20 protein-coding genes are annotated in these 25,258 nt (G+C 42.2%); 9 read left to right on the forward strand and 11 right to left on the reverse strand.

Going from position 1 to position 25,258, the window contains the following annotated elements:
• Positions 1-169: 169 nt before the first annotated feature.
• The 5 genes from QW060_RS08925 to QW060_RS08945 all read left to right on the forward strand — a co-directional run bounded on the left by QW060_RS08925 (position 170) and on the right by QW060_RS08945 (position 6,129).
• Positions 170-1,015 (forward strand): RteC domain-containing protein, encoded by an 846-nt coding sequence (locus QW060_RS08925; RefSeq protein ID WP_290363278.1) that lies wholly within the window; start codon positions 170-172, stop codon positions 1,013-1,015.
• Positions 1,016-1,275: 260 nt separating this feature from the next.
• On the forward strand, positions 1,276-1,569 hold the full coding sequence (locus tag QW060_RS08930; RefSeq protein WP_290363279.1) for a helix-turn-helix domain-containing protein: 294 nt from the start codon (positions 1,276-1,278) through the stop codon (positions 1,567-1,569).
• Positions 1,570-1,666: 97 nt separating this feature from the next.
• Positions 1,667-3,127 (forward strand): DUF3945 domain-containing protein, encoded by a 1,461-nt coding sequence (locus QW060_RS08935; protein ID WP_290363280.1) that lies wholly within the window; start codon positions 1,667-1,669, stop codon positions 3,125-3,127.
• 2 nt (positions 3,128-3,129) lie between these two features.
• A complete protein-coding gene (locus QW060_RS08940; RefSeq protein WP_290363281.1) occupies positions 3,130-5,208 on the forward strand; it encodes a type IA DNA topoisomerase in 2,079 nt (692 codons plus the stop codon).
• A 12-nt stretch (positions 5,209-5,220) separates the two neighbouring features.
• A complete protein-coding gene (locus QW060_RS08945; protein WP_450091473.1) occupies positions 5,221-6,129 on the forward strand; it encodes an ORF6N domain-containing protein in 909 nt (302 codons plus the stop codon).
• A gap of 27 nt (positions 6,130-6,156) precedes the next feature.
• Here QW060_RS08945 and QW060_RS08950 read toward each other — a convergent pair whose 3' ends face one another.
• Entirely contained in the window at positions 6,157-6,333 is a 177-nt protein-coding gene (locus QW060_RS08950; protein ID WP_034727134.1) for a histone H1, read from the reverse strand.
• 177 nt (positions 6,334-6,510) lie between these two features.
• Between QW060_RS08950 and QW060_RS08955 the strand changes: the two genes are divergently transcribed.
• The 4 genes from QW060_RS08955 to QW060_RS08970 are packed head-to-tail and all read left to right on the forward strand — an operon-like array spanning position 6,511 to position 13,073.
• The gene (locus QW060_RS08955) at positions 6,511-7,098 is read left to right on the forward strand and encodes an MT-A70 family methyltransferase (protein WP_290363282.1); all 588 of its coding nucleotides are present in this window, start codon (positions 6,511-6,513) and stop codon (positions 7,096-7,098) included.
• Positions 7,064-7,204, forward strand: coding sequence for a hypothetical protein (locus QW060_RS08960; RefSeq protein ID WP_290363283.1), 141 nt, complete (start codon positions 7,064-7,066; stop codon positions 7,202-7,204). The genes QW060_RS08955 and QW060_RS08960 overlap by 35 nt, the downstream gene beginning before the upstream one ends.
• A gap of 9 nt (positions 7,205-7,213) precedes the next feature.
• On the forward strand, positions 7,214-7,651 hold the full coding sequence (locus QW060_RS08965; RefSeq protein WP_290363284.1) for a DUF1896 domain-containing protein: 438 nt from the start codon (positions 7,214-7,216) through the stop codon (positions 7,649-7,651).
• The gene (locus tag QW060_RS08970; RefSeq protein ID WP_290363285.1) at positions 7,638-13,073 is read left to right on the forward strand and encodes an N-6 DNA methylase; all 5,436 of its coding nucleotides are present in this window, start codon (positions 7,638-7,640) and stop codon (positions 13,071-13,073) included. Before QW060_RS08965 ends, QW060_RS08970 begins: the two co-directional genes overlap by 14 nt.
• 9 nt (positions 13,074-13,082) lie before the next feature.
• Here QW060_RS08970 and QW060_RS08975 read toward each other — a convergent pair whose 3' ends face one another.
• From QW060_RS08975 to QW060_RS09020, 10 genes are all read right to left on the reverse strand, one after another.
• Positions 13,083-13,904: an RteC domain-containing protein gene (locus QW060_RS08975; RefSeq protein WP_286651219.1), complete on the reverse strand. Its 822-nt coding sequence runs from the start codon at positions 13,902-13,904 to the stop codon at positions 13,083-13,085.
• 65 nt (positions 13,905-13,969) lie between these two features.
• The gene (locus QW060_RS08980; RefSeq protein WP_290363286.1) at positions 13,970-16,372 is read right to left on the reverse strand and encodes a multicopper oxidase domain-containing protein; all 2,403 of its coding nucleotides are present in this window, start codon (positions 16,370-16,372) and stop codon (positions 13,970-13,972) included.
• 129 nt (positions 16,373-16,501) lie between these two features.
• Complete coding sequence (locus QW060_RS08985) at positions 16,502-18,655, reverse strand: heavy metal translocating P-type ATPase (protein WP_091097022.1); 2,154 nt, start codon at positions 18,653-18,655, stop codon at positions 16,502-16,504.
• Between the two features lie 36 nt (positions 18,656-18,691).
• Entirely contained in the window at positions 18,692-19,546 is an 855-nt protein-coding gene (locus QW060_RS08990) for a restriction endonuclease (RefSeq protein ID WP_091097024.1), read from the reverse strand.
• A gap of 45 nt (positions 19,547-19,591) precedes the next feature.
• Entirely contained in the window at positions 19,592-20,653 is a 1,062-nt protein-coding gene (locus QW060_RS08995) for a class I fructose-bisphosphate aldolase (protein ID WP_290363287.1), read from the reverse strand.
• Positions 20,654-20,665: 12 nt separating this feature from the next.
• Entirely contained in the window at positions 20,666-21,679 is a 1,014-nt protein-coding gene (locus tag QW060_RS09000; protein WP_091097028.1) for a type II glyceraldehyde-3-phosphate dehydrogenase, read from the reverse strand.
• Positions 21,680-21,747: 68 nt separating this feature from the next.
• The gene (locus QW060_RS09005; RefSeq protein WP_214649527.1) at positions 21,748-22,314 is read right to left on the reverse strand and encodes a DUF305 domain-containing protein; all 567 of its coding nucleotides are present in this window, start codon (positions 22,312-22,314) and stop codon (positions 21,748-21,750) included.
• 2 nt (positions 22,315-22,316) lie between these two features.
• Positions 22,317-22,790: a heme-binding domain-containing protein gene (locus QW060_RS09010; RefSeq protein WP_290363288.1), complete on the reverse strand. Its 474-nt coding sequence runs from the start codon at positions 22,788-22,790 to the stop codon at positions 22,317-22,319.
• 23 nt (positions 22,791-22,813) lie between these two features.
• Positions 22,814-24,397, reverse strand: coding sequence for an efflux RND transporter periplasmic adaptor subunit (locus QW060_RS09015; RefSeq protein ID WP_290363289.1), 1,584 nt, complete (start codon positions 24,395-24,397; stop codon positions 22,814-22,816).
• A 25-nt stretch (positions 24,398-24,422) separates the two neighbouring features.
• Positions 24,423-25,229, reverse strand: a complete 807-nt coding sequence (locus tag QW060_RS09020) for a TolC family protein (protein WP_290364738.1) — start codon at positions 25,227-25,229, stop codon at positions 24,423-24,425.
• Positions 25,230-25,258 lie beyond the last annotated feature (29 nt).

The raw sequence follows: 25,258 nt of genomic DNA on the forward strand, positions 1-25,258 counted from the left end.
TGAAAAATAAGCCTTGTTCATTAGTGTCGGCAGTCATGTTATGAGCTAAAAAACACCCCAGTTGGGGTGATCTGTGGTATTGCGTTCAATATTACTTCCAAGCTTTGTTTTATCGGTGTTAATTGTATTTCCCGAAACAAATAGTAATAACCCCTAATAAGACTATACTATGGAAATCGTTTTGAGCAAAATATTATCGGAAATCCGGCATCAGGAAGCCAAACTATCTTCTCAAATGGTACAGACGGTGGATGAAGCATACCAAATGACTTTGTTCTTAAATGACATGCTGTGCATAATAAAAGCTAAAGTATTACAAGGCAACTTTATAAATGAACAGCAAGAGATTGATTTTTTTAAGAATATAAAGCCTCAAGTTTTGGGAAAGCTCATTTACTACAACAAGGTATTCCGCATCGAAACCACCTGTCCTGTGAGCAATGGCAGATTACATCAAAATTACTTTGAAAACCAGCTGAAGGTACTCAAATCGGAATATAAAGAAAGTATATCCAACGAAGATTTCTATAGGTACTATAGAGCGGGAAGAACTGACCGTGACCATAAGTATTTCAGGCTCGGGCAAATCAATTACCACGACGGATTAAAGAGTGGTGTATTTGAAATTGACCTTAGTTTTTCTACCTACTATGATAACAAAGTAGCCCATATAATCGCCAACGAACTGCTCTATACTTATCTGCTTACCAAAATCAATCCTGATGAAAACCCCGATACAATTTTAATAAATGGGGATATCAATAAAGACATTACCTGGACTAATTCACAAAATGCACTGATAGAGCTAATTTACGCCCTCTATGCATCTAATTCAGTTGCCCATGGTAAAATAGGCATTAGAAAATTAGCATTGATTTTCCGGATACTGTTCCGAACGCCACTAAACGATATACATCACGCATTCCACCGAATGAAAACAAGATCAGGTTCACGAACGGCTTTTTTAGACCAACTCAAATTTTCCCTTGAAGAATATATGGATAAAGATCTCTAATAAGGTATTGATCTGAAATAATTCTATCCTAAGCAGTACACCCCCATGTGCTGCTTTTTTCTTTGCCCATATCTGTCAATTGGCAAAACCTTTCCATTTTGACATAAAATATCGCCCAAAACCCTCAAAACTTTATGAATTAAGAACTTATACAAACTGAAAAAATATTCAAAAAACCTTCAATCCAATTGGCAAGTCTTGGCAGACAATCCCTACCACCCTTACCAATTTTGCATAGTGACTACTTAAAGACTTTAACTATGAACATTGACAGATCAGAATTTATTGCATGGATGGAGCGTATCATGGACCGCTTTGATATTCTCGGCGAACAGATAGACAACGCACAGAAAAAACGCAACAGTATAGACGGCGAAGAATTATTGGATAATCAAGACTTATTGCAAATGCTGAAAATCAGCAACCGCTCCCTGCAACGGTATCGCTCCATCGGCAAGCTACCCTATTATACGATAAGCGGGAAACTGTATTACAAACTGTCCGACGTACACCAGTTCATAAGAGAGAGCTTTAACCCTCCTCCAAAGAAATGAAAGCCAATGAACGCCAAACACTGCCTTTGAGTGCCACATTGGGCGAGACAGTAAACGCTTATTTTACTTTCGTCGATGAACGTAAATTTTTAATCTTATGAGCGAAGAAACAACAATCAAACAGGAAATGCCCGAACAGCTATCGGACATATTGCTGGTATTGGATAAAGAAAAAATGAAGATCCAAGCCGTAAAGAGCATTGACGAAAACGGAAAAATGGAAACCGTTGACCCCACGAAAAAGAACCAAAATCAGTTTATGCGTGTGGACAAGCACGGCGATTTCTTTTCCAATTTCTTCTCCAACTTTTTCAGCCAGCTGAAAAACCCGACCAACTTTTCATTTTTCAGGGTAGGCGAACCCGAAGCGATCGAAAAAGCCAAGGAAATGCAGAAACAGGTTGATAAGCCCACTCCGGAGGGTGAAAAAGTAATGAAAGAACACGAAATAAAACCCGACACACAAGCAAATAATAAACAGGAAAATAAAAGCGATATGGCAACAGCACAGACAACACCGGAAACAGGCGAATACCGCTTCAGACCGGAACAGATCGATTGGGATACCATGAAAAATCTCGGATTGAGCAAGGAATACCTTGAAAAAAGAAACCTGCTCGAACCTTTGCTGAAAGGTTACAAAACCAATGAGCTTGTACCGATAGGCATTAATCTCGGCGGTTCTATCCTCCGTACTGATGCTCGTCTGTCTTTACAGCAAGGCGAAGACGGAAACGCCATTGTGGCTATACACGGTATAAAAAAAGAACCTAATCTGCACTTTGAGTTCTTTGGACACAAGTTTACAGATGAAGATAAGAAAAATCTGCTCGAAACAGGCAATATGGGGCGTGTGGTTAATCTGATCAATTCTAAAACAGGCGAACTAATGCCGTCTATCATCAGTATTGACAGGCTCACCAATGATGTAATTGCATTGCGGACGGACTTCATTAAAATTCCCGATGAAATTAAGGGCGTAAAGCTGAATGACGAGCAAAAGCAAACCTTAATGGAGGGCAAACCGCTCAAATTAGACGGTATGATTTCCACAAAAGGAACGGAGTTCTCGGCAACGATACAGTACAATGCCGAAAAACGTTATCCCGAATTTTTGTTTGACCGTAGCAACTCCAACAGACAACAGCAGAATAACAGGCAGAACAATCAGCAAAGCCAACCACAGGAGGCTTCGAAAATATTTCGTGGCAAAGAGCTGACCGATAAGCAGTACAAGGATTTCAAAGCGGGACAAACCGTCTATATGGCAGGTTTGGTGGATAAGAAAGGGCAAACGTACAACGGTTACATCACGTTCAACAAAGAAACCGGAAAAACAGGCTTTGAATTTCCCAACCAATACAAGGAAAGAATAAAACCCACCGAGGCCCACAAAACGCAGATCGCCGTCAATTCACACGGTAAAACCAATGAAGCGACCAAGAACATCAAAGAGCCTTTGAAGTCCGGGCAGCAAAGACCGAAGAATGAAAAGCAGCAGGAGCAACAGAACAAGCCAAAAAATCCTGCAAAATCAAGAGGTAGAAAAGTAAGCTGATTATGAAAACAGTCATTGCAGAAAAACCAAGCGTAGCAAGGGAAATAGCAAGCCTGTTGGGAGCATCCGATAAAAAGGACGGCTACCTGACAGGCAACGGTTATTTTGTTACGTGGGCATTCGGACACCTTATCGGGCTGGGAATGCCCGAAGATTACGGCATTTCGGGGTTTGACAGGGCATCACTGCCGATATTGCCGGACCCTTTTTTATTGACCGTCCGCAAGGTCAAAAAGGACAAAGGCTATCAAGCCGATGCAGGAGCGTTAAAACAGCTGAAAATCATCAAAGAACTGTTCGGTAAAAGTGAAAGCATTATCGTTGCTACCGATGCAGGGCGTGAGGGCGAACTCATCTTTCGGTACATTTATGAATACCTGAAATGCAACAAACCTTTTGAACGTCTTTGGATTAGTTCGCTTACCGAAAAGGCCATAAAGCAAGGTTTTGAAAACCTCAAAGACGGAAAGGCGTTTGAGGGACTGTACCAATCCGCACAAAGTAGAAGCCGTGCCGATTGGCTGGTGGGCATCAATGCCACACAGGCGTTGAGCATTGCCGCAGGAAATGGGGTTTACTCGCTCGGACGGGTACAGACGCCAACATTGGCTTTGATATGCAAACGCTATCTCGAAAACAAAAATTTCCAGGTCAAAAAGTATTGGCAGATACAGTTATTGCACCACAAAGAGGATATTGCGTTCAAAAGCATTTCAAAAAGCAAATGGGAAGACCAAAAACTTGCCGGTGATACGCTGAAGTCCGTCCAGCGTACCGGAACGGCTACGGTTGTATCTGTGGAAAGCAAGAATACCACGGAGCAACCGCCCCTACTGTTCGACCTCACAGGACTACAAAAGGAAGCGAACAAAAAGCTCAACCTCTCTGCCGAAGAAACCCTCAACATTGCCCAAAGCCTCTACGAAAAGAAGTTTATCACATATCCACGTACCGGAAGCAAATACATTCCCGAAGATATGTGGGCTGAAATCCCCGACCTCGTGAGAGCTTTGCAGGACAGGGAAACCTGTAAGCGGGCCGTAGCCAAAATGAAATGGGGACGTTTCAACAAACGTATCGTAAACGATCTGCGGGTAACGGACCACCACGGATTGTTGGTTACAGGCAAAGTACCGTCCGCACTCAACGCAAAGGAAAATGCAGTGTATGATATGATTGCCTTTCGCCTGCTCGAAGCCGTTTCACAAGCCTGTATCAAAGAGCTGACCGATGTTTCTTTGGAAGTGTCGCACTATGATTTTACGCTGAAAGGCTGTAAGATTATCGAAGCTGGCTGGCGTTCTATAAAAGGTACTTTCTCTGACGAAGATACAGAGCCAATACAGGATTTACCCGATTTGAAAAAAGGCGATGAGCTGAAAATCAGGGAAGCTACGGTTTTGGAAAAGAAAACCAAACCGCCTGTGCTGTATACCGAAGCCGGACTTTTATCGGCAATGGAAACCGCAGGCAAGGAAATCGAAAACGAGGAAGAACGGAAAGCCCTGCAAAGCATCGGTATCGGTACGCCTGCCACAAGGGCATCCATCATTGAAACGCTGTTTACCCGTAATTATATCAAAAGGGAAAAGAAATCCTTAATCCCGACGGAAAAAGGACTGCAGGTATACGGATTGGTCAAAGACCAAAAAATTGCAGATGTGGCAATGACCGCCGAATGGGAAGTGGCTTTGCAGAAAATCGAAAACAACGAAGCAGATGCAGGTGCGTTTAAAAAAGAAATGGAGCAATACGCCTCAACCATTACGAATGAACTGTTGCAGACCTCCATTGCCCAAAGCAACCTGCCGAAATTGATCTGTCCAAAATGCAAAAGCCGGCAACTCATTATCCGTGACAGGATTGTCAAATGTCCTGATGAGGTTTGTGATTGGATACAGTTCCGTAACGTGTGCGGGGTACAAATCGGCAATGCCGATATTGAAAACCTCGTCAATAAGGGTAAAACTTCACTTATCAAAGGAATGAAAAGCAAGGCAGGCAAGAAATTCGATGCGTATATCGTGTTGGATGCCGATTGCAAAACTTCCTTTGAGTTTGAAAAGAGAAGGAAGAAATAGTTATCATAGTTTTTGGAAAAACCTATTTGTAATGCACTAATGTCAGACAAACCTATAATAGCACAAAAGGAAATTGAAAACCTGATATATACGGTAAGAGGTAAACAAGTGATGTTGGACAGTGACCTCGCTTCGCTATTTCAAGTGGAAACGAAGAATCTTAACCGAGCTGTAAAACGGAATATTGAGCGGTTTCCGACATCATTCTGCTTTCAACTGACTGAAGATGAGGTCGAAAACTTGAGGTTCCAAATTGGCACCTCAAGTTTGAATTACGGCGGAAGGCGTTATTTGCCCTATGTTTTCAGTGAACAGGGCATAGCTCAATTATCGACTGTACTTCGTTCAGAAACAGCCATAAAGGTCAGCATTGAGATAATGAACGCCTTTGTAGAAATGCGGAAAATCCTTATCGGCAATGCTTCGCTGTTTCATCGTTTGGATAAAATTGAACTGAAACAACTGCAAGCCGACCAAAAATTTGAGGAAATATTTAAGGCTCTGGAAAGCGACAAGCTCCATAGCGAAAAGGGTATCTTTTACAACGGACAGGTTTTTGATGCCTATACCTTTGTATCGGATATTATCCGAAGTGCAAAAACCTCCATTATTCTATTGGATAATTATGTAGACGATACGATACTGACCTTATTGGGAAAACGTAAGGACAATGTAACCGCAAAAATCTACACCAAAAGCATCAGCAGTCAGCTACGGCTGGACCAGCAACGCTACAACAGCCAATATCCTCCGATTCAGATTAAGACGTTCTCCGATGCCCACGACCGATTTTTGATTATTGACGGTGCAGAACTATATCATATCGGAGCTTCGCTCAAAGACCTGGGCAAAAAGTGGTTTGCCTTTTCGAGAATGGATATTGAAGTCGGCAGGATGCTTCAAATATTGAATAACAAATAAACCCTCCGAATTTTCAGAGGGTTTATTTTAGCCCTTAGATGCTTCTAAAGATGCTTTTCTAAACTCTTTTAAAAGTTTCTCCAATTCAAGGGAAGCCTTGCGTGCTCTTGTCCCGGCTGCCTTGTTTCCTTTTTCAGCTTGCAATTCTGCATCAGCTTTCAATGCTTCGTAGCTTGCGTTGATTTTTTCGATCAGTTCGTTCATTATGGCAATAAATTAAAATTTAAAGCACAAAAGTACATTTTTCTGCCTTATTAGGAGATACCAATACGCCAAATCCTGCCTCTCAGCGCCAAACCCTGCCACGTTCACAGCTCCCGTTCTTCCCTTTAATACTTTGGCCGTGACAAATAAAAATGTATCTATTAAAATTGAACAGCAATGAATGCAAAAGTTAAAACATACGATGTCATCTACGCTGACCCTCCTTGGCATTTTAAAGTATGGAGCAAGAAAGGAGCCGGACGAAGTGCGGAAAGCCACTATCCGACCCAAAGCCCCGAATTTTTAAAGGAAATGAATATACAGGCTATTGCCAAGCCTGATTGTGTGCTATTGATGTGGACAACTTTTCCCTGTCTGGAACAGGCACTGGAACTGGGAAAAGCCTGGGGATTTACTTACAAGACGGTTGCATTTACGTGGATAAAAACCAACAAGAACAATGACAGGATTTTTACAGGAATGGGCTATTATACCCGTGCCAATGCGGAAATAGTCCTGTTGTTTACTAAAGGTAAACCACTTGTCCGCCATGCAAAAGACGTTCCGCAGGTGCTTGTATCTCCCCGGAGCAGGCACTCGGAGAAACCGGACGAAATCAGGAAACGTATTGTACGCCTATTTGGAGAAGTGGACAGAGTGGAGCTTTTTGCACGGCAAAGTCCGGCGGAAGATAACAACAATACTTTTGAGGGGTGGGATGTATTCGGCAATGAAGTGGACAACTCCATTGAGATACCGGGATAGGATCTACTGTACGCCAAATCCCGCCTCCCAACGCCAAACCCTGCCACTTCTGCAAAAGCTCTTATCTACCACTATAATTTTAGGCTTTCAGCAAAATTCTAAATAAAATTATAGTATGAATACACAGCAAAAAGACCTGTCTTATTTCAGATTACGGTTGCAAGAACTGCTAAACAGCAGCTTCCCCGAAAAGGCACACGACCAAAAATTTATTGAGCAACGTTCCTCGTGGGCTGCCAGTGCCTATGAGGGAGCATTCCGCTCCGGCAACGCTATTGAGCAATGTGATGAAATAGCTAATTACATCCTCTTTGAAGGTCTGCATTTCTCCAAGTTCGATACGGTTTTTCAAGTGGTATGCAATGAGTTTGATACCCTGATGGCAGACGAAGAACTGCGACCGTTCGCCCTTAAAATGTTTCCTGTCTGTGCCCCTGTTTTTGTAAGATATGAGCTAACCGATGATTTTGCTTACGGCTATGCCTTTGACCTGCTCTACACCGAACTGACCGGAGCAATCGCTATATGGATAGAGGAAAATGGGCTTCAGTAAAAAGCAACATCTTAGGCAGAATATTGATGCCCTGCGGATTGCTTTTACATTGGAAAAGGAGAAACGGCAAGCCACCGCAGACGAAAGACTGTCATTGATGCATTACAGCGGATTTGGCGGTCTTAAATTCGTATTGAACCCCATAGCCAGCAAAACAGACATCAATAATTGGCGGAAAACTGAACACGATTTATTCCCCATTACGCAGGAACTCCACAGGCTGCTCAAAGAAAATTCTGAAGATGAAAAACAGTACCGCCGATATGTGGACAGTATGAAAAGCTCTGTACTGACGGCTTTTTATACGCCTCCACAGGTCATTGATGCGATTTCTGAAACCTTGCGTGAAAGCGGTGTGAATATTCAAAAATTTTTAGAGCCGTCCGCAGGTATCGGCTCGTTTATACAATCCTTTTCCGAAAACCAACAAACCAATGTAACCGCATACGAAAAGGATTTGCTGACAGGCAAAATCCTAAAGCACCTTTATCCCGAAAGCAAAATCCGTGTAAGTGGTTTTGAGGAAATTCCCGAAAAGGAACAAAACAGCTATGATGTTGTTGCCAGCAATATCCCGTTTGGCGATACTTCCGTATTCGATTTGTCCTTTTCCCGAAGTAAAGACCCTGCAAAAGTACAGGCTTCCCGAAACATACATAATTACTTCTTTCTGAAAGGAAATGATATGCTCCGTGAGGGAGGCATACAAGCGTTTATTACCTCGCAAGGTGTTCTCAACAGCCCGAAGAATGAACCCATACGCAGGGCGTTGATGCAGGATAATAATTTGGTTTCGGTTGTAAGATTGCCCAACGACCTTTTTACAGAATATGCAGGTACAGAAGTCGGCAGCGACCTGATTATCCTGCAAAAGAATACAGTGAAACAAAGCCTGACCGAAACGGAAGAGCTGTTTTGCCAAAGCAGACAAACCAAATACGATACACCAAGCAATGCTTTCTTTCAGAACGGTTCAAGGGTCATACATACCGACCGTAAGATTGACACCGATCCTTACGGCAAACCTGCAATAATCTATACACATCAAGGTGGTGCCAGCGGAATTGCCAAAGATTTGAAGCAAATGCTTTCCGAGGATTTTGGAAACCGTTTAGACTTAAACTTATACAAGGGCGAACGGAACGATGAGCCATTGGTACAAACCCCTGTTACACCAACGCCAACGGTTACACCTCCGGTCGCAGATGTACCTCCTGTAATCATTTCCCAAAAGCCACAACCCGAAATCCATCGGGAAAGTCCGCAGGAGCTGAAACAGTTGAGCATTTTCGACCTGTTTGAAAATGTGGGCGAACCTGTAATGGTGGTTGCTCCACCCAAAAGAAGCACACAAGCCAAAAGACAGACTGCTAAAAAAAGAAGAAGTACAACGGCTCGCCAGACCAATCTGTTCGGCAGTGCGATGCAACAACCTTATACACCGCATAAACCGAACGGAACTACGAACGGTACAATTCAAATAAACAGTAAAAAACAGGAAGCTATTGGCGATTTGTTTTCACAAGAAAATGGGAATGACCAAGCGGACACGCCGGTCGTTCCCAATATCGCCATCAACACCATTCCCAAACCTGCTCCGTACAGTGGCGAACTGCAAACGTTCCACCGGAACGACTGCCTTGTCACAGATAACGGTTGGGTGGGTCATCTGCAAGACGTGGATACAGAGGAAGGTACGGCTGTGTTCCACCCCTTGAAACTGTCGTCATTGCAGAAAGCAAGAGCCGAAGCCTATATCGGGGTGCGTGATGTTTATCAACAACTTTATATCAAAGAAGCGGAACTTCAAACAGAACACAAGGAAGAAAGGGAAAATATTAACCGCCTGTACGATGCCTTTGTCAAAAAGTACGGTAATCTCAACGATGCCAAGAACATTGAACTTGTCAAAACGGACAGTGCGGGCAAGGAAATCCGGTACCTGGAGCGTGTCGTTGGCGGTGTGGTACATAAAGCGGACATATTCAGCCGTCCTGTAAGTTTTTCCACCGCCACCATAGCAACCGACAATCCCGAAGAAGCCTTGTCAGCTTCGCTGAACAAAACGGGAAAGGTGGATTTGGACTATATGTCCGAAATCAGCGGTATGCCTGCCGATACGTTGAAAGAAGCTTTACACGGTCGTATTTATTACAATCCACTGCAAAAGGAATACGAAATAGCCGAACGCTGGATTGCTGGCAATGTGGTGGAGAAAGCTCAAGCAATTAAAGCCTACGTTGAGCAAAATCCCGATGATGAGGAAGCAAAACAAAGTCTTACGGTATTGGAGGAAGCCCGACCAAGACGTATCGAATTTGAGGAGCTCGATTTTAATCTGGGCGAACGGTGGATACCTACGGGGATTTATGCCCGGTTTGCCTCGCACCTGTTCGAGGCGGAAGTCCATATACATTATGCTGAAAGTGCGGATGATTTCTCCGTGACCTGTAAACAAAAGAACGTCCATATATGGGATAAATATGCGGTCAAAGCCCAAAGCCGGACGTTTGACGGAATTGCCCTGCTCAAACACGCCCTTGTCAATACCACGCCTGATATTTCCAAAACGGTACAGGTCGATGGCAAAGATGTCAAGGTGCGGGATATGGAAGCCATACAGATGGCGAACACCAAGATTGACGAAATCCGTATCGCCTTTACCGAGTGGCTTTACGCCCAGAACGATGAATTCAAAACACGGCTGACCGACCGATACAACAATACCTTTAACTGTTTCGTCCGACCGGACTATGACGGCTCCCATCAGGAATTTCCGGGATTAGACCGCAAGGGTTTAGGGATTGAAGACCTGTACAGTAGCCAAAAGGATGCCGTATGGATGATAAAGCTCAACAACGGTGCTATCTGCGACCACGAAGTAGGTGCAGGAAAGACGTTGATAATGTGTACAGGGGCACAGGAAATGAAGCGTTTGGGATTAGCCCACAAACCGATGATTATCGGGTTGAAAGCCAATATACCCGAAATAGCCGAAGCCTACCGCACCGCTTATCCCCACGCAAAAATCCTCTATCCCGGCATTGATGATTTTACGCCCGAAAAACGCCAGCGGATTTTCGGGGACATCAAAAATAATGATTGGGATTGCGTAATCCTCACGCACGACCAGTTCGGAATGATACCCCAGTCGTCCGAAATACAAAAGGACATCCTGCAAGCAGAGTTGGACACTGTAGAGGAAAACCTTGATGTTATGCGAAGCCAGGGCGATGAAGTAACCAGATGGATGCTAAAAGGAGCGGAAAAACAAAAGGAAAACCTCGAAGTAAAACTGAAAACGTTACAACACGATATTGAAAACCGCAAAGATGATGTAGTGGATTTTAAGATGATGGGCATAGACCACTTGTTTGTGGACGAAAGCCACCAGTTCAAGAACCTTATGTTCCAAACAAGGCATTCGAGGGTTGCCGGATTGGGCAATCAAGAGGGAAGCCAAAAGGCAATGAACCTGCTCTTCGCTATCCGTACCATACAGGAACGCATTGATGCAGATATGGGAGCAACTTTCCTTTCGGGTACAACTATCAGTAATTCGCTTACCGAACTGTACCTGCTCTTTAAATACCTGCGACCACGGGCATTGGCAAAACAGGGCATCAACTCCTTTGATGCGTGGGCGGCGATTTATGCGAAGAAAACAACCGATTATGAATTTTCGGTGGCTAACAATATCGTGGCAAAAGAACGTTTCCGCTACTTTATCAAAGTGCCGGAGCTTGCCCAGTTCTACTCCGAAATCACGGACTACCGTACTGCCGAAATGATTGGCATCGACCGCCCCGAAAAGAACGAGATATTTTATAACATACCACCCACGCCCGATCAGGAAGATTTTATCCAAAGTCTGATGCAGTTTGCCGAAACAGGCAAGGGCGAATTGTTGGGCAGAGCACCGTTATCCCAAAGGGAGGAAAAAGCAAAGATGCTTATCGCTACGGACTACGCCCGCAAGATGTCGCTCGATATGCGGATGGTAAGCCCACATTACGAAGACCACTCCGACAACAAGGCTACGCACTGTGCCAATAATATCGCCAAGTATTACAACAAATTCAATGCACAGAAAGGAACGCAGTTCGTTTTTTCGGATTTGGGAACGTACAAACCTAACCAATGGAACATCTATTCCGAAATCAAACGCAAGCTCGTGGAAGACCACGGCATACCTGCACACGAAATCCGCTTTATACAGGAAGCAAAAAACGACAAGCAACGCAAGGCACTCATCAAGGGAATGAACGACGGTACCATCCGTGTGCTGTTCGGCTCAACGAGTATGTTAGGTACAGGCGTAAACGCACAGAAAAGGGCTGTTGTCGTGCATCATCTGGATACGCCGTGGCGACCGTCCGACCTTGCACAAAGGGACGGTCGGGCTATCCGAAAAGGTAATGAAATCGCTAAACATTTTAACAACAACAAAGTGGACGTCATCATATACGCAGTAGAAAAATCGTTGGACAGCTACAAGTTCAACCTGCTGTACAACAAACAGCTATTCATCAACCAACTAAAATCCAACAATCTTGGCAAACGGACGATTGACGAGGGCAGTATGGACGAAAAATCGGGAATGAACTTTTCGGAGTACGTGGCTATCCTGATGGGAAACACCGACCTGCTGGACAAAGCTAAAATAGAAAAGCAGATTGCCGGACTGGAAAGCGAACGCCAATCGTTCTACCGCTCCAAATCAGGTGCGAAATATAAATTGGGAGAATATACGGCAGAACTGGAAAAAGCCCAGTCCCGCTTTGACCGTATGAGTCTTGATTGGAACAACCTGCAAGGGCGTATCCAAAAACGGTCTGACGGCACTGTTGCCAACCTTATTAAATTGGAGGGCTTATCGCCCAATGCGGACACCAAACAAATCGGTGCAAAGCTGGGTCAGCTTGCGGATAAATCCCGCACAGGCGGGGATTATGAAGAAATCGGCAGTCTTTACGGTTTTCAGCTTTTGGTCAAAACGGAAATGTCGCAAAAAGAGGGCGTGGATATTCGGGTAAACCGTTTTTTGATACAAGGTGAGGGCAATATCAAATACACCTATAACAACGGTATCATCGCCAAAGATGAGAAACTGGCATCTATGAATTTCCTCAATGCATTGGAAAAGCTACCTGTCTATATTGAGCAGGAGCAAAAGAAAATTACTGAAATACAAAAAGATGTACCTGTTCTTCAGGAAGTGCTGAATGGTACGTGGAGCAAAGAACACCGGTTGAGTGAACTCAAAACGGAGCTGGCTTCCGTGGAGCGGAAGATACAGCTGTCTATGACAAAAGCGAAAGAAGAACCCGAAGAACAAGCGGAAAAGCATACAGAAACTCCAAAGGTGTCTGAAAGTATCGTTCGGACTAAAAGTGTACATATCCCACGGGGAGTACTGTAATTGTGTTCATTATCTTTCGTCCTGTTCGTCCATTTTCTTTATCAGGGCATCCCGCAGACTATCAAGGAATTTAGTTTGGTTTATTTTTCGGGATTTTAGTTCCATAAATGTATGATAGAAATCGCCCAAGTCAATATTAAGGGTGCTTTCAAATGTTTTGGCAATCAATCTTATGTCTGCATTTCCATTATTGAATACACCGTGGGAATTCAGGGCATAAATCAGTTCGGTCAATGCCGTTTTACTTCCTGTCCAATTGAGCGAAGAGTTATCAAACGCTTTTTCCTGATTGCTATTGAGCTGGTCTTCAAGGTAAACCTGTATCAAATCATTGGCGATTATTTTGGCGACTTTATAATCATGAGAAGTACAAAAACGGTGGTCTGCTTCAAAATAAAACGTATCCAACCACAACCTTATATCGTGTTTTCCACGTACAAAGAAATTCTCATCGAGAAAAGAGTTGCCACTACGGTAATACTTGTAAAAATCAATATTGTTGTCAAAGAACTTTTTGAGTTTTTTCTGTTCCTTGTTAAGGTATTTCTTTACTTGCTTCTCTCCATAAGGTTTTTTTGTCTCTATTTTATAGATAGCGTTATAGTAAATGAGTTTTGCAACAATGACTGGTTTTTGATATTTGAAAAAGTGGATCTCTCCATCTATACTTTCAAAGCCATTTTTTAGTATATATTCCTTTATTTCCGAAAGTATCGATAATATCAATTCAATAATAACTTCATACAAAGCTATGGAACCATCCAGTTCAAGAGACACCTCTTTTATTTCATTTTCTAGTTTCTTTATTATTTCCTTGTAATAATTGTTCATTAAACAACATTTTTAATTCATTAAAAGGGGTCGGATTCTAAATCCGACCTCATAGAAAGTCAGACTTAATAGGACAAATTCAATCCAAATCCCCAACCCATATCGCTATCATAATGGGTAGTCGCCGCAATATTTCTGGTCAATATGTATTTCAGACCGCCCATATACTCTTTGTCTGTATTTACCATAAATGCCCCTCTCAATCTGGGTGTCAATGGGATGTCCTCTCTTCCTAATTGGAGACGAACAATGCCATCTGTATATACCTCGGCTTGAAAATCGACCAGCATAGGTAAAGTGTAAACGAAACCTGCACTTAGTTTGGCTCTTTTATTTTTCGTGTTTTTCTGTCCGAACATATTCTTTTCAATCTCATGGCTGCCAAATTCCCGATATCTCCAATCGAAACCTACAAAAGGCATAAACCACTGCATCTTTCCGATATATCGACCGAAGTGCGTTTCAGTTTCATATCCATGGCGATTATTATAACCTAATCTCCATTCGGTACTAAGTTTCCAGCGTGTATTTTGAAGCATTGCCTGTCCGTCGTTACCATTTGTAGCAAAGTCGTTCTCAGCCATAAAATGCCATCCATTGCTCTCTTTTTGCAGTTTTTTATATGCTTTTTCTTTGTTAGGCAGGTTTGGGTTTTGATAATCACCTACTGCAAAAACTCGGTTCATACCTGCCATCATATGATACATAATATGACAATGGAAGAACCAGTCACCTTCGGTATTGGCAGCAAACTCAATGATATTCGTTTCCATAGGCATGATGTCAATGACATTCTTTAGCGGGGACTGTATTCCATTACTATTTAGGACACGGAAATCAAATCCGTGGAGATGCATTGGATGCCGCATCATGGAATTGTTGAACAGTTTAATCCTGAGAATTTCTCCTTTCTTGACAGGAATCTTATCCACTTCGGAAAGAACCTTGTTGTCCATGCTCCAGACATACCTGTTCATGTTCCCTGTGAGCGTAAAGGTCACTTCTTTTACCGGTTGATCTTTTAACAGTTCGGTATTGTATGGTGATTTAAGCATGTCGTAATTTAATGTAACGATGTCAGAACTTGACATATCATGAGCTGAGTGATCCATTGAGGAGTCCATTTCCATTTTATCCATCGCTTTATTACCATTTTTATCACCTGTGATCTCGGGATACATTACCGAATTCATGTCCATCTTTTGGAGACTCATTTTCATCCCCATGTCCTTCATGTCCCCGTTCATTTTCATCATGTCATTCATCATCTTCATGCCCTCAAAGTATTTAAGTTTCGGAAGTGGGGGATGTGGTACTTTCGTTCCTTCTCCGATATAAATCGATGCAGATTCGGTGCGATCTTCAGGGGTAACCAATAGCTCATAGGAATTATTTAGCTCAGGAATGGTAACTATGATATCGTAAGTTTCCGAAACACCCACGATTAGCCTATCCACTTCAACCGGTTCGACATCATTCCCGTCACTGGCAACGACGGTAATCTTTCCACCTGCGTAATTGATCCAAAAATAGGATGAAGCACCACCATTAGCGATCCTCAACCGAACTTTGTCTCCCGCCTTAAATTGTGAGAGTTGCTGCCCATCTGCGCCGTTGATCAAAAATTTATCATAATAAACATCACTGACATCCATCGCAAGCATACGTTTCCACTCGTTTGTAACTTTCGTTTTAAAATGTCCTTCTTTTATAGCTTCCAGATAACTTTGGGTTGTCCCTTTCTTAATTGCAAACCAGTCATTGGCATTATGAAGCATCCGGTGGACGTTATCTGGATTTAAATTGGTCCACTCACTTAAAATCAAAGGAACTGTAGGTAGATCATCAATACCTTTCCTGAATGTGGGATCATCCTCACGTTTATTCATTATGAAAGAACCATACATACCTATCTGTTCCTGCATGCCGGAATGCGAATGGTACCAATGCGTACCATGTTGGATTATCGGAAAGTGATACGTATAGGTAGAATTTGGCTCAATGGGCTTTTGGGTCAACCAAGGAACACCATCTTCTTTGTTGGGCAGCATTACACCATGCCAATGCAGGGATGTGGCTTCGTCCATCAGGTTGTGCACCATAATCTCTGCCGTGTCCCCTTCAGTAAACGTCAATGTGGGCATCGGTATCTGTCCATTAACTGCAATAGCTCTTTTGGATTTTCCGCCATAGGTAACAATGGTGTCTTTTACATATAAGTGGTATTTTACAACCTTCCCGCCACCAATTATCTTCTCTGGAAGCATTGGAACATTTTCATGAGCTTGCTTGTTCATATTCATCTCTCCGTGGCTTTCGTTACCCTCCATTTTTTTAGGGACAAGTTTCATCCCGCATTTGGGACAGTTTCCCGGTTTATCGGAGAGTATTTCTGGATGCATTGGACAGGTGTATACCTTTTGTTGTTCCTTTTCCTCCTCATTTACATTTACTTGTGGATTATCCATTTTATGCTTATGGGTTGAATGTGCTGACTGCGCGCTACTGCTTATCGTAATAAGCATAAGTAGCATTATTAAATTATATCTCATAACATATTGTTTTTGTTATATTCGACAAGAGATTGATTACCTCCATCATTTTAGCGGTTTTAATTTTAAGAGGCTTGCATTAATCGCAACCACAATTGTACTTACACTCATCAAAACCGCACCCATTGCAGGACTTAGAACGAAATCCGGATAAAGCACACCTGCTGCAAGCGGAATGGCTATCACATTGTAGCCAACTGCCCAAAGCAGATTTTGCACCATCTTTTTATATGTCCGTTTACCGAAGTCAATCATTTTTACTACATCTCTTGGGTCGCTGTTTACCAGAATAATATCGGCTGTTTCGGCTGCTACATCCGTACCCGAACCTACTGCTATACCTACATCTGCCTGTGCTAATGCAGGTGCATCATTCACGCCATCGCCGGTCATCGCAACCACTTCACCTTTGGCTTGATATTCCTTTACTTTTTCCTGTTTTTCGTGAGGCAATACATTGGCGATATAACCGTCCATTCCTAATTGTTCAGAAACCGCTTTTGCAATTTTCTCATTGTCGCCTGTAAGCAAAATGGATTTGATGTTCATCTTTTTTAACTGGTCAATGGCTTCTTGCGAACCCTCACGAATACTGTCTGCCAACGTGATAATACCGATGACTTCACCGTCAATAAAAACATAATTGACTGTTTCAATGCTTTGATTGATTTCTTTTGGAGTTTCGGGTTCTGTAAGGTTGTTCTGCTTGAAATAATTAGGTCCTGCCGCTACAACTTCTTTTCCGTTTACAACTGCTTTTACACCTATACCTGCCATATAGCTGAAGTTTTCCGACTTCCATAGTTCAAGGTTTCTTTCTTTCAACGTTTTTAAAATACCTTTTGCAATGTGGTGTTCGGAATATTGCTGAACGGCTGCTGCATATTGTATCATTTCATCGGCAGCATATTTATCGGTTAATGGGATAACTTTTTCCACTGCGTGAGAACCTTTGGTAAGCGTTCCTGTTTTGTCAAAAATAATGGTGGATAAGTTGCGTGTGGTCTCAAATGCGGTGCGGTTGCGAATAAGTAAACCATTGGTTGCCGAAAGCGTTGTAGAAATGGCAACCACCAGCGGAATAGCCACACCCAAGGCGTGGGGACAAGCCGTAACCATTACCGTAACCATTCTTTCCAATGCAAACGCAATATCTCCGCTACTGCCAAACCAATAAATAAAGGTGATAACCCCAACCGCAATAGCGATATAAGTGAGCCATTTGGCTACTTTATCGGCAAGGTTTTGCGTATTCGATTTTGCTGCTTGTGCATCCTGAACTAAATTGATTACCTTATTGAGGTAACTGTCTTTGCCCACTCCGGTTGCCGTAACCCGCAAAGCACCTTCACCATTGATAGAACCTGCAATTACTTTTCCGTCCTTTTCTTTCTTCACCGGAACACTTTCGCCTGTGAGCATACTTTCGTTCACATAAGAAACTCCATCGACAATGGTTCCATCGGCAGGAATTTTTTCACCGGGTTTGATGATAATGGTTTCACCGTTTTTTAGGTCTTCGAGTTTTATTTTCAAAGCTTCTCCGTGTCGTTCCACCGTAACATCGTTTGGTAATAGAGCGACTAAAGACTGTAAGGCTTTTGAAGCCGCCATTGTAGAACGCATTTCTAACCAATGCCCCAAAAGCATAATCACGATAAGGGTTGCCAATTCCCAAAAGAAATCCATACCGGGCAATCCAAAAACAACGGCAACTGAATAGATGTAAGCAACCGAAATAGCGATGGCTACCAAGGTCATCATACCGATGGCTTTGGCTTTGATTTCGCCTACCATTCCTTTCAGGAAAGGCATTCCGCCATAGATGTAAATGATAGTTCCCAATGTCAGCAGTACATATTTATCTCCCGGAAAAGCAATCGTAAAACCGAACCAATGCTGTATCATTTCCGATAAGAGTAAAACGGGAACGGTAATGATTAAACTTACCCAAAAACGTTTGAGGAAATCGTGGGTGTGATGTCCTTCGTGTTTGTCGTAGCCACTATCGGAATGATGATTATGGTTTTCACTATGATGCGAATGTTCTTTGTGGTCGTGATGTTGGTGGTGTCCGTGATGGCTGTGAGCTTCTTTTTTTGCTCCTCCCATCGGAACTAAATCCATTCCGCAAAGCGGACATTTCCCTGGTTCGTCCTTCATCACCTGCGGGTGCATGGGACATGTGTATCTTTTCATATTATATGATTTAGAGTTTAAAATAACAGTTGTACATTATATTAAAGTGTTAATGGCGCTACATAATTTTAGGGAATCATCTAAGATTTTCCTCTGCCTTGACTCATTTATCCCCAATTGCTCTAACAAGATTGGATTTTCGTATACTTCTTTGCAAAGTACGATTCCTTTGTCCAACAGCTGTCTTTTTTCAGTTTTAGTGAGAGTAGCCAATGCTGTTAGAGGATACAGACCAGCTTTATCAATTCTCGCCTTCAATGAATTTTGCGGGGGATAATCCCAGCTAACAAGCATTAAATCAACGCAGGTTCCATACTGAATTGCATCGGTGGTGAAACGGGTATTGGTATAAAGCCCTCCCCGGTGGAGTTTAGTGTCATGTCCAACTTGACTCTTCCATCGTTGCTTTACGTCCACGAACCTCGATTGAACATATAGCGGGGTCTTTACATTACAGAATCGTCCTTGACTATTGTGATATTTACATTCAATCATATAATGGTTGTTCTCCTTTTCTGCGATCACATCTATTTCGTGTGAAACACAGTCCCCCTGAACAATAACACCAACCTGAGTATTAAAACCTTCGAATTCCATCAGTTTACCTACCAATTTTTCAAAAGGAAAGCCCGTTGAACCTAATTCCATCAGGGACTTCTTCAGATTATATTTTGAAGCACTTATCCGGGATCTGCTTTTCAGCATATTAAAAGCCATCTGATAGATCTTTTTGGTGGTCATCCCTTCTTCAACTTGATCCACGATATTACGAGCCACATGCTGGACGAGATTCTCATCTGCTTGCGATCGCCGAAGAGAATTAATAAGCTTGTTCATATCGAAATCCTGCAATTCCCCTGAGTATTTTTTTATTTTTACTGTTTTCATCATTCCTGTTTAGGTTTTCTGGATGAAGATGAGCATTTGGGTCAAAACTTATGCAACCGTAATCTTATCTTCCAAATATACTTGCTGGACAGTTTGTAATAGTTCGACCCCCTCACTAAAAGGTCTTTGAAAAGCTTTTCTTCCCAATATCAATCCCGAACCTCCTGCACGTTTGTTAATTACTGATGTCGTGACAGCGTCAACGATATCTGATGCTCCTTTTGAACCACCCCCGGAATTGACGAGTCCAATTTTTCCCATATAACAGTTGGTAACCTGAAATCTGCAAAGATCAATAGGGTGATCCGTTGTAAGAATATCGTACATCTCATCGTTATATTTGCCAAATTGCAGGTTCTTAAAACCATAATTAGCGTCCGGTAATTTTTGTTTTATGATATCTGCTTGTATTGTTACCCCTAAATGGTTGGCCTGCCCGGTCAGATCCGCTGAACTGTGATAATCATTTTCATCGGTTTCGAATGCTTCGTTGCGGGTATAACACCAAAGGATAGTTGCCATTCCTAAACCATGTGCTTCCGCAAAGGTTTCTGCTATTTCCTTTATTTGCCGATCACTTTCATGAGAGCCAAAATAAATTGTAGTGCCAATCGCCACGACACCCATATCCCACGCTTCCTTAACCGTTCCAAACAAGGTCTGATTATAAGTGTTCGGATAGGTCAAGAGCTCGTTATGATTGATCTTGACAATAAAAGGGATTTTATGTGCGTACTTTCTGGCGTAAAGACCAAGTCCACCGAAGGTTGATGCTACGGCATTGCATCCTGATTCAACGGCGAGCCTGATGATATTTTCAGGATCAAAATAATCGGGGTTTTTATGAAACGAAAAAGCTGCGCTATGTTCAATACCTTGATCAACAGGAAGGATACTCAGGTATCCAGTTCCGCCAAGATTTCCGTGGTTATAAAGTTGAGAGAGACTTCGTAATACCTGTAAGTTACGGTTACTATTCACAAATACCTTATCAATGGAACTATTATCAGGTAAATGCAATTTATCCTTCGTAATCTTTTTACTAATATGATCTAAATAATAAGAGGCGTTGTCGCCTAAATGACCAACAATATTTTTATACATGTCCATAATACCTGTTCTTTAATTAATTCCAAGGCTTTTGTTTGTCCTGATAATCGACTGTTCAGCACTGGGTTCAATCCCTGTCAGTGCTCTTATCGCATCAATGGTTTCAGGAATTACGATAGCCTGATTATCTACCACATAGGCATAAAAAAGTTCATCACCCTGCACCTTCAGCATATCTTCCCAGAGGGCGACCTCATACATATCGCCCCAAGGTCTTCCCATATCCAGGAACATCTCTTTTATCGTGTTGTTTGAAACCAATCCCTGATCGTATTGGATCAGTCTAATTCGAGATGATGTTCTAAAAGCTTCCAAAACCTCTTCTTTGCAAGCTGCTTTGGTCATTTTTATGTTCCAGTAGTGCAGATGGCTAAGGGTTTGCGGAACCTTTATAGCTGAGGTAATAACATTCAGGTCAGGATCTACACTTTGTGCATCCGGTCCCTGATGACTTGGAATTTCTCTTTCGGGTACCATAGTGTTCATGATACCGCCCAAATGACTTTCCCAAGGATCGGTGGCTCGTCTTAAGAGTGTTCCTCTGGCATAATCAAGTAAACCCGCTTTCTTTAAGGCGGTGAGTGTTCTTAAGATCGAGGTGGTATTACAGGAAACCACCCTCGTAGCATCTAAATTTAATGCCGATTGGTAATTATTTTCGGCACTGAAAGAATGTCGGGTTACTTCATGCTTTTCACCACCCTGAACGATAAACTTTATTCCTCTTTCCTTATAGGCCTGCACATTTTTGGCTGCCACCTTTTTAGGGGTGCAATCTACCACCAAATCTACTTTGGTGAGAAGTTCAGCAATTCTACCTTTTACTGAAATTCCGCAGGCGTTCATTTCTTTTTCGGCTTCTGGTGTCGATGCATAAATAGCATAGCCTTTGTTTACAGCATTTTGAATTCGCCAATCACTAACGACATCGCATACCCCTACTAAGGTCATATCATTTTGTTTTACTATAGCATCGGCTATCCTTTTGCCGATGACTCCATATCCTATTACTGCTATTTTCTTCATTTCTCTTCTCTTTTGAGTTAGTATTTTAAATTGCTGAAAATTTTTGATTATAATGGATATCGATTGCTTTATTTCAAAGCTCCATCTTTTTGATATTCGTTGTTTTCCAGCTGTTTAATTTTAGCTTTCATGAATTCAATCTCTCGATTTTGAGCAGAAATTATTTCTTCTGCCAGTTTTTTTACTTCCGGATCTTCCAGTTTGCTTTCTTCGACCATTAAAATAGCTCCAGCATGATGTGGGATCATTGATTTAAGAAACTGTATATCCCCCACAGCGGTTTGTTTTCTTATACTGACAAAGAATGCTAATGCGGTGCCGAATCCTACTAAAATTAGAATTGAATTAAGCTTCTTGTCAGGATACATCTTAGCCATCAAAACCAACTCCACAATAAGCATCGGAGAAGCCATTAGTCCTGCCATGTAAAATTGATTGATATTAAAAACCATGTTTGTCAACTGATCTATCATCGCGTACATAAGGAAAAACATGAGTACAAAAGAAATAAGCATCATCCATAAAAGTTTTTTATAGCTCCCTGAATGATGTGAATTCTTATGTTCTATTTTTGGAGTTGTTGATCCGTTGTTCATGCTCTCATGATTCTCCGGCTGGTGTGATGGCGTTTTCATAACTATTTTATATTTAATTGCTTATCAAAGTAATTAATCAACAGTTGTTGCTCCTCTTTGTTTAATCGTGCACCATTGTGCATCCACATATATGACCTCAACGGCATTTTACCTTTCTCGATCTGCTCAACAATCTGCGCGAACTTTGAGTTTATCCTTCTCGGGCTATAATTTGGCAAATCATCAAAGTTCAATTTCTCTTTTCCTTTGGTTATATGATCTGCCATGAACCAACCCAAAGGCTGAACATTGGTGTACCAAGGGTATTGGGTATTGTTGCTATGGCAGTCATAGCATGATACCGACAGGATTGCATTAACTTTTGCATCGACCTTAAATGAATCAACGAAAACCTGACCCGCAGGAACCGGCGATAGGTTCCTTTGGGGGGTTATAAATTGCATTAACACAAACACACTTAACAGAACTGTTAAAATTACTTTGTATGCTTTCGTTCGTTTTCGGTTTTTTTTCATGATCTAATATTAATCAAGTACCATTATCTCCGGTCATACAGACAACAGCTCGGCAGTCCGTCATAAACCGCCTTGGGAGCCTTGTCCAGCTCTGTATCGTGACCAACATTAGCAATAGCTTTGCTTATGGCACTTTTTGAGGTTACTTTTGAATCGAAATCCAAATGGATAACTTTGGCATTAACATCCCAGTTTGCGGAAATCACCCCCTTGACACTTTTCGCCGCTTTCTCAATCCGGCTTTTGCACATTTCACAATTTCCTGATACTTTCAACATATCATGGGTCTTATTGACATTGGTTTGAGCATCGCCATGCTGATGTCCGGCAGCCGATGCTGCGCCATCGTTATTCATCATACTGATTTTACCTTCCAGCTGGGCACTTGCATCAACGGTGAAAGCTCCCTTGGTCACGATTTCCTCGCCATTTTCCAGCCCCGACATAACAACATATTGGTCGCCCAATGAGGGGCCCAAGACGATCTCCCGAAGTTTAAAAGCAGGCGTGGATGTATTTGGCTGTTTTACGTAAACTATGGAGCGCTTCCCTGTCCATAAAACCGCCGACTTGGGAATGACTATCTCTTTACCCTTTCCTTTCAAAGGAGCTGAAGTACGTCCTGTAGCATACATCTCTGGTTTTAGATTACGGTCTATATTATCGGCTTCAACCCTAACCTTTGCAGTTCTCGAGCTAGCATCAATGATTGGATTAATAAAGGCTATCCGCCCTTTATATACTTTTCCGGGCACACTCTGTAAAGTATATTCCAATTGATCCCCAACTTTCAAAAAAGGTAAGTCGGTTTCATAAGCATCAAAAATCACCCATAACTTTGAAAGGTTTGAAATAGTGTATAATACGCTTCCTTGGTTGATATAATCTCCTTGGTTTACATTTTTTGATGTGACAACACCGCTTGTATTTGCGTATATATTTACATAAGGTGAAACGCTGTTAGATGCAAGGATTTCACTTATCTGATTTTCTGACACCTTCCATAAACGCAGCTTTTCTTTTGCAGCATCAAGCAATACCGGTTGGATATCCTGCAATTTTGCGGCTTCCAATAATTCCTGTTGTGCGGTCAACAGATCAGGCGAATAAATCTTGGCTATCAGTTGACCTTCTTTCACGGATTCGCCAGTAAAAGTTACGTAGAGGTTTTCAATACGTCCATTAACATGCGATGTTTGGGATTGTTGTAAACGCTCATCTACCTGAACGGTTCCGTATAGCTGCACATCTTTGACAGCATCTTGATGACCGACAACCGAAGTCTGTATATTCGCTAATGCGATGGCCTCTTCGGACATCAGGATAGCGTCATCGTCAATCACGTCATCACCTCCTCCGGAAGATTTCAATGGGATTAAATCCATTGCACATAAAGGGCATTTACCCGGTTTGTCCATTCTGATCTGGGGGTGCATAGAGCATGTCCAAACGGTTTCACCTTCCTCGGTCACTTCCATTTCAAGATCATGCCCATGATCATGGGACGAATTCCCGCCAAATATCGTCCAGCCAAGCAGTAATCCGGACAATAATATAACCCCGTAAGTTACCGCCTTATTTCTAAAAATATTTTTCAGTTTATTCATTGCTAATAATTTTAAAATAATTGCATTATTTATGGTCTGCCAATAATTTTTTTATTGACACAACCATCGTATTATAGTTTGCAAGGGCCTCAGCTTTCCTAAGCTGATAATCCAATAATTGCCGCTGCACCTGAATAACGTTGGTCAAGTCACTTTTGCCTGTAACGAACTCTTTTACGATCAGGTTATATGTCGTTTGGGCGAGCGTAGTTTGTTTTTCGTACAGCTCGATGGCACGCTGAGCATCATCCAGTTGGCTTTTGAGACTGTAAAACTCGCTTTTCAAAGTGTTGAAGGTGTTTTTAAAGTTCTCTTCGCTTGATTTTCGCCATAGCCTGCTTTCGTTTTGCTGGGCATTGTATTTTTTACGGAAGAGTGGCAGGCTCACTGAAACCATAGGCATGACCATATCCTTACCGTTCATCCCGTCCATGGCCAGCATTGAATTATTCGTCCTTCCCACAACCATGTATTCCACACCGATACCAATCATGGGATAACTCATTTTCCGATCCATTTCCGCTTTTGCCTTAAATGCCAAGCCTTCTTCGGCAATCATTTCAAGCATGGGGTTGTTTGCCTCAATAACCCTTAGTGCCTCTTCCTCGCTATATAAAAAATTCAGCTTGTGGATCTCTTGTCCCAGCATGACCTTTTCAGTTGCTTCCCGATTCAACAATGCATTGAATTTTGCTTTTTCGGCTTTAATCTGAGCATGTAAACTTTCAATGTTATTTTCAATTTCGACAATTTCCAATTGGATACGAAGCACCTCTGACATACCCGATCCGGAGCCACCTTCCATTGCTCCCATGCCACCACCGGACGGCATACTCATATTCTGATTAGTAGCAGGAGCTG

It is taken from the genome of Paenimyroides ceti, from assembly GCF_030409925.1.

What these genes read in the sequence shown, in the direction of transcription:
- QW060_RS08970 (WP_290363285.1), top strand. Translation starts at nt 7,638, where the DNA reads ATGGGCTTCAGTAAAAAGCAACATCTTAGGCAGAATATTGATGCCCTG.
- QW060_RS08950 (WP_034727134.1), bottom strand. Translation starts at nt 6,333, where the DNA reads ATGAACGAACTGATCGAAAAAATCAACGCAAGCTACGAAGCATTGAAA.
- QW060_RS09020 (WP_290364738.1), bottom strand. Translation starts at nt 25,229, where the DNA reads ATGCCGTCCGGTGGTGGCATGGGAGCAATGGAAGGTGGCTCCGGATCG.
- QW060_RS08955 (WP_290363282.1), top strand. Translation starts at nt 6,511, where the DNA reads ATGAATGCAAAAGTTAAAACATACGATGTCATCTACGCTGACCCTCCT.
- QW060_RS08940 (WP_290363281.1), top strand. Translation starts at nt 3,130, where the DNA reads ATGAAAACAGTCATTGCAGAAAAACCAAGCGTAGCAAGGGAAATAGCA.
- QW060_RS08960 (WP_290363283.1), top strand. Translation starts at nt 7,064, where the DNA reads ATGAAGTGGACAACTCCATTGAGATACCGGGATAGGATCTACTGTACG.
- QW060_RS08980 (WP_290363286.1), bottom strand. Translation starts at nt 16,372, where the DNA reads ATGGATAATCCACAAGTAAATGTAAATGAGGAGGAAAAGGAACAACAA.
- QW060_RS09010 (WP_290363288.1), bottom strand. Translation starts at nt 22,790, where the DNA reads ATGAAAAAAAACCGAAAACGAACGAAAGCATACAAAGTAATTTTAACA.
- QW060_RS08930 (WP_290363279.1), top strand. Translation starts at nt 1,276, where the DNA reads ATGAACATTGACAGATCAGAATTTATTGCATGGATGGAGCGTATCATG.
- QW060_RS08935 (WP_290363280.1), top strand. Translation starts at nt 1,667, where the DNA reads ATGAGCGAAGAAACAACAATCAAACAGGAAATGCCCGAACAGCTATCG.
- QW060_RS09000 (WP_091097028.1), bottom strand. Translation starts at nt 21,679, where the DNA reads ATGAAGAAAATAGCAGTAATAGGATATGGAGTCATCGGCAAAAGGATA.
- QW060_RS08990 (WP_091097024.1), bottom strand. Translation starts at nt 19,546, where the DNA reads ATGATGAAAACAGTAAAAATAAAAAAATACTCAGGGGAATTGCAGGAT.
- QW060_RS09005 (WP_214649527.1), bottom strand. Translation starts at nt 22,314, where the DNA reads ATGAAAACGCCATCACACCAGCCGGAGAATCATGAGAGCATGAACAAC.
- QW060_RS09015 (WP_290363289.1), bottom strand. Translation starts at nt 24,397, where the DNA reads ATGAATAAACTGAAAAATATTTTTAGAAATAAGGCGGTAACTTACGGG.
- QW060_RS08965 (WP_290363284.1), top strand. Translation starts at nt 7,214, where the DNA reads ATGAATACACAGCAAAAAGACCTGTCTTATTTCAGATTACGGTTGCAA.
- QW060_RS08925 (WP_290363278.1), top strand. Translation starts at nt 170, where the DNA reads ATGGAAATCGTTTTGAGCAAAATATTATCGGAAATCCGGCATCAGGAA.
- QW060_RS08995 (WP_290363287.1), bottom strand. Translation starts at nt 20,653, where the DNA reads ATGGACATGTATAAAAATATTGTTGGTCATTTAGGCGACAACGCCTCT.
- QW060_RS08985 (WP_091097022.1), bottom strand. Translation starts at nt 18,655, where the DNA reads ATGAAAAGATACACATGTCCCATGCACCCGCAGGTGATGAAGGACGAA.
- QW060_RS08975 (WP_286651219.1), bottom strand. Translation starts at nt 13,904, where the DNA reads ATGAACAATTATTACAAGGAAATAATAAAGAAACTAGAAAATGAAATA.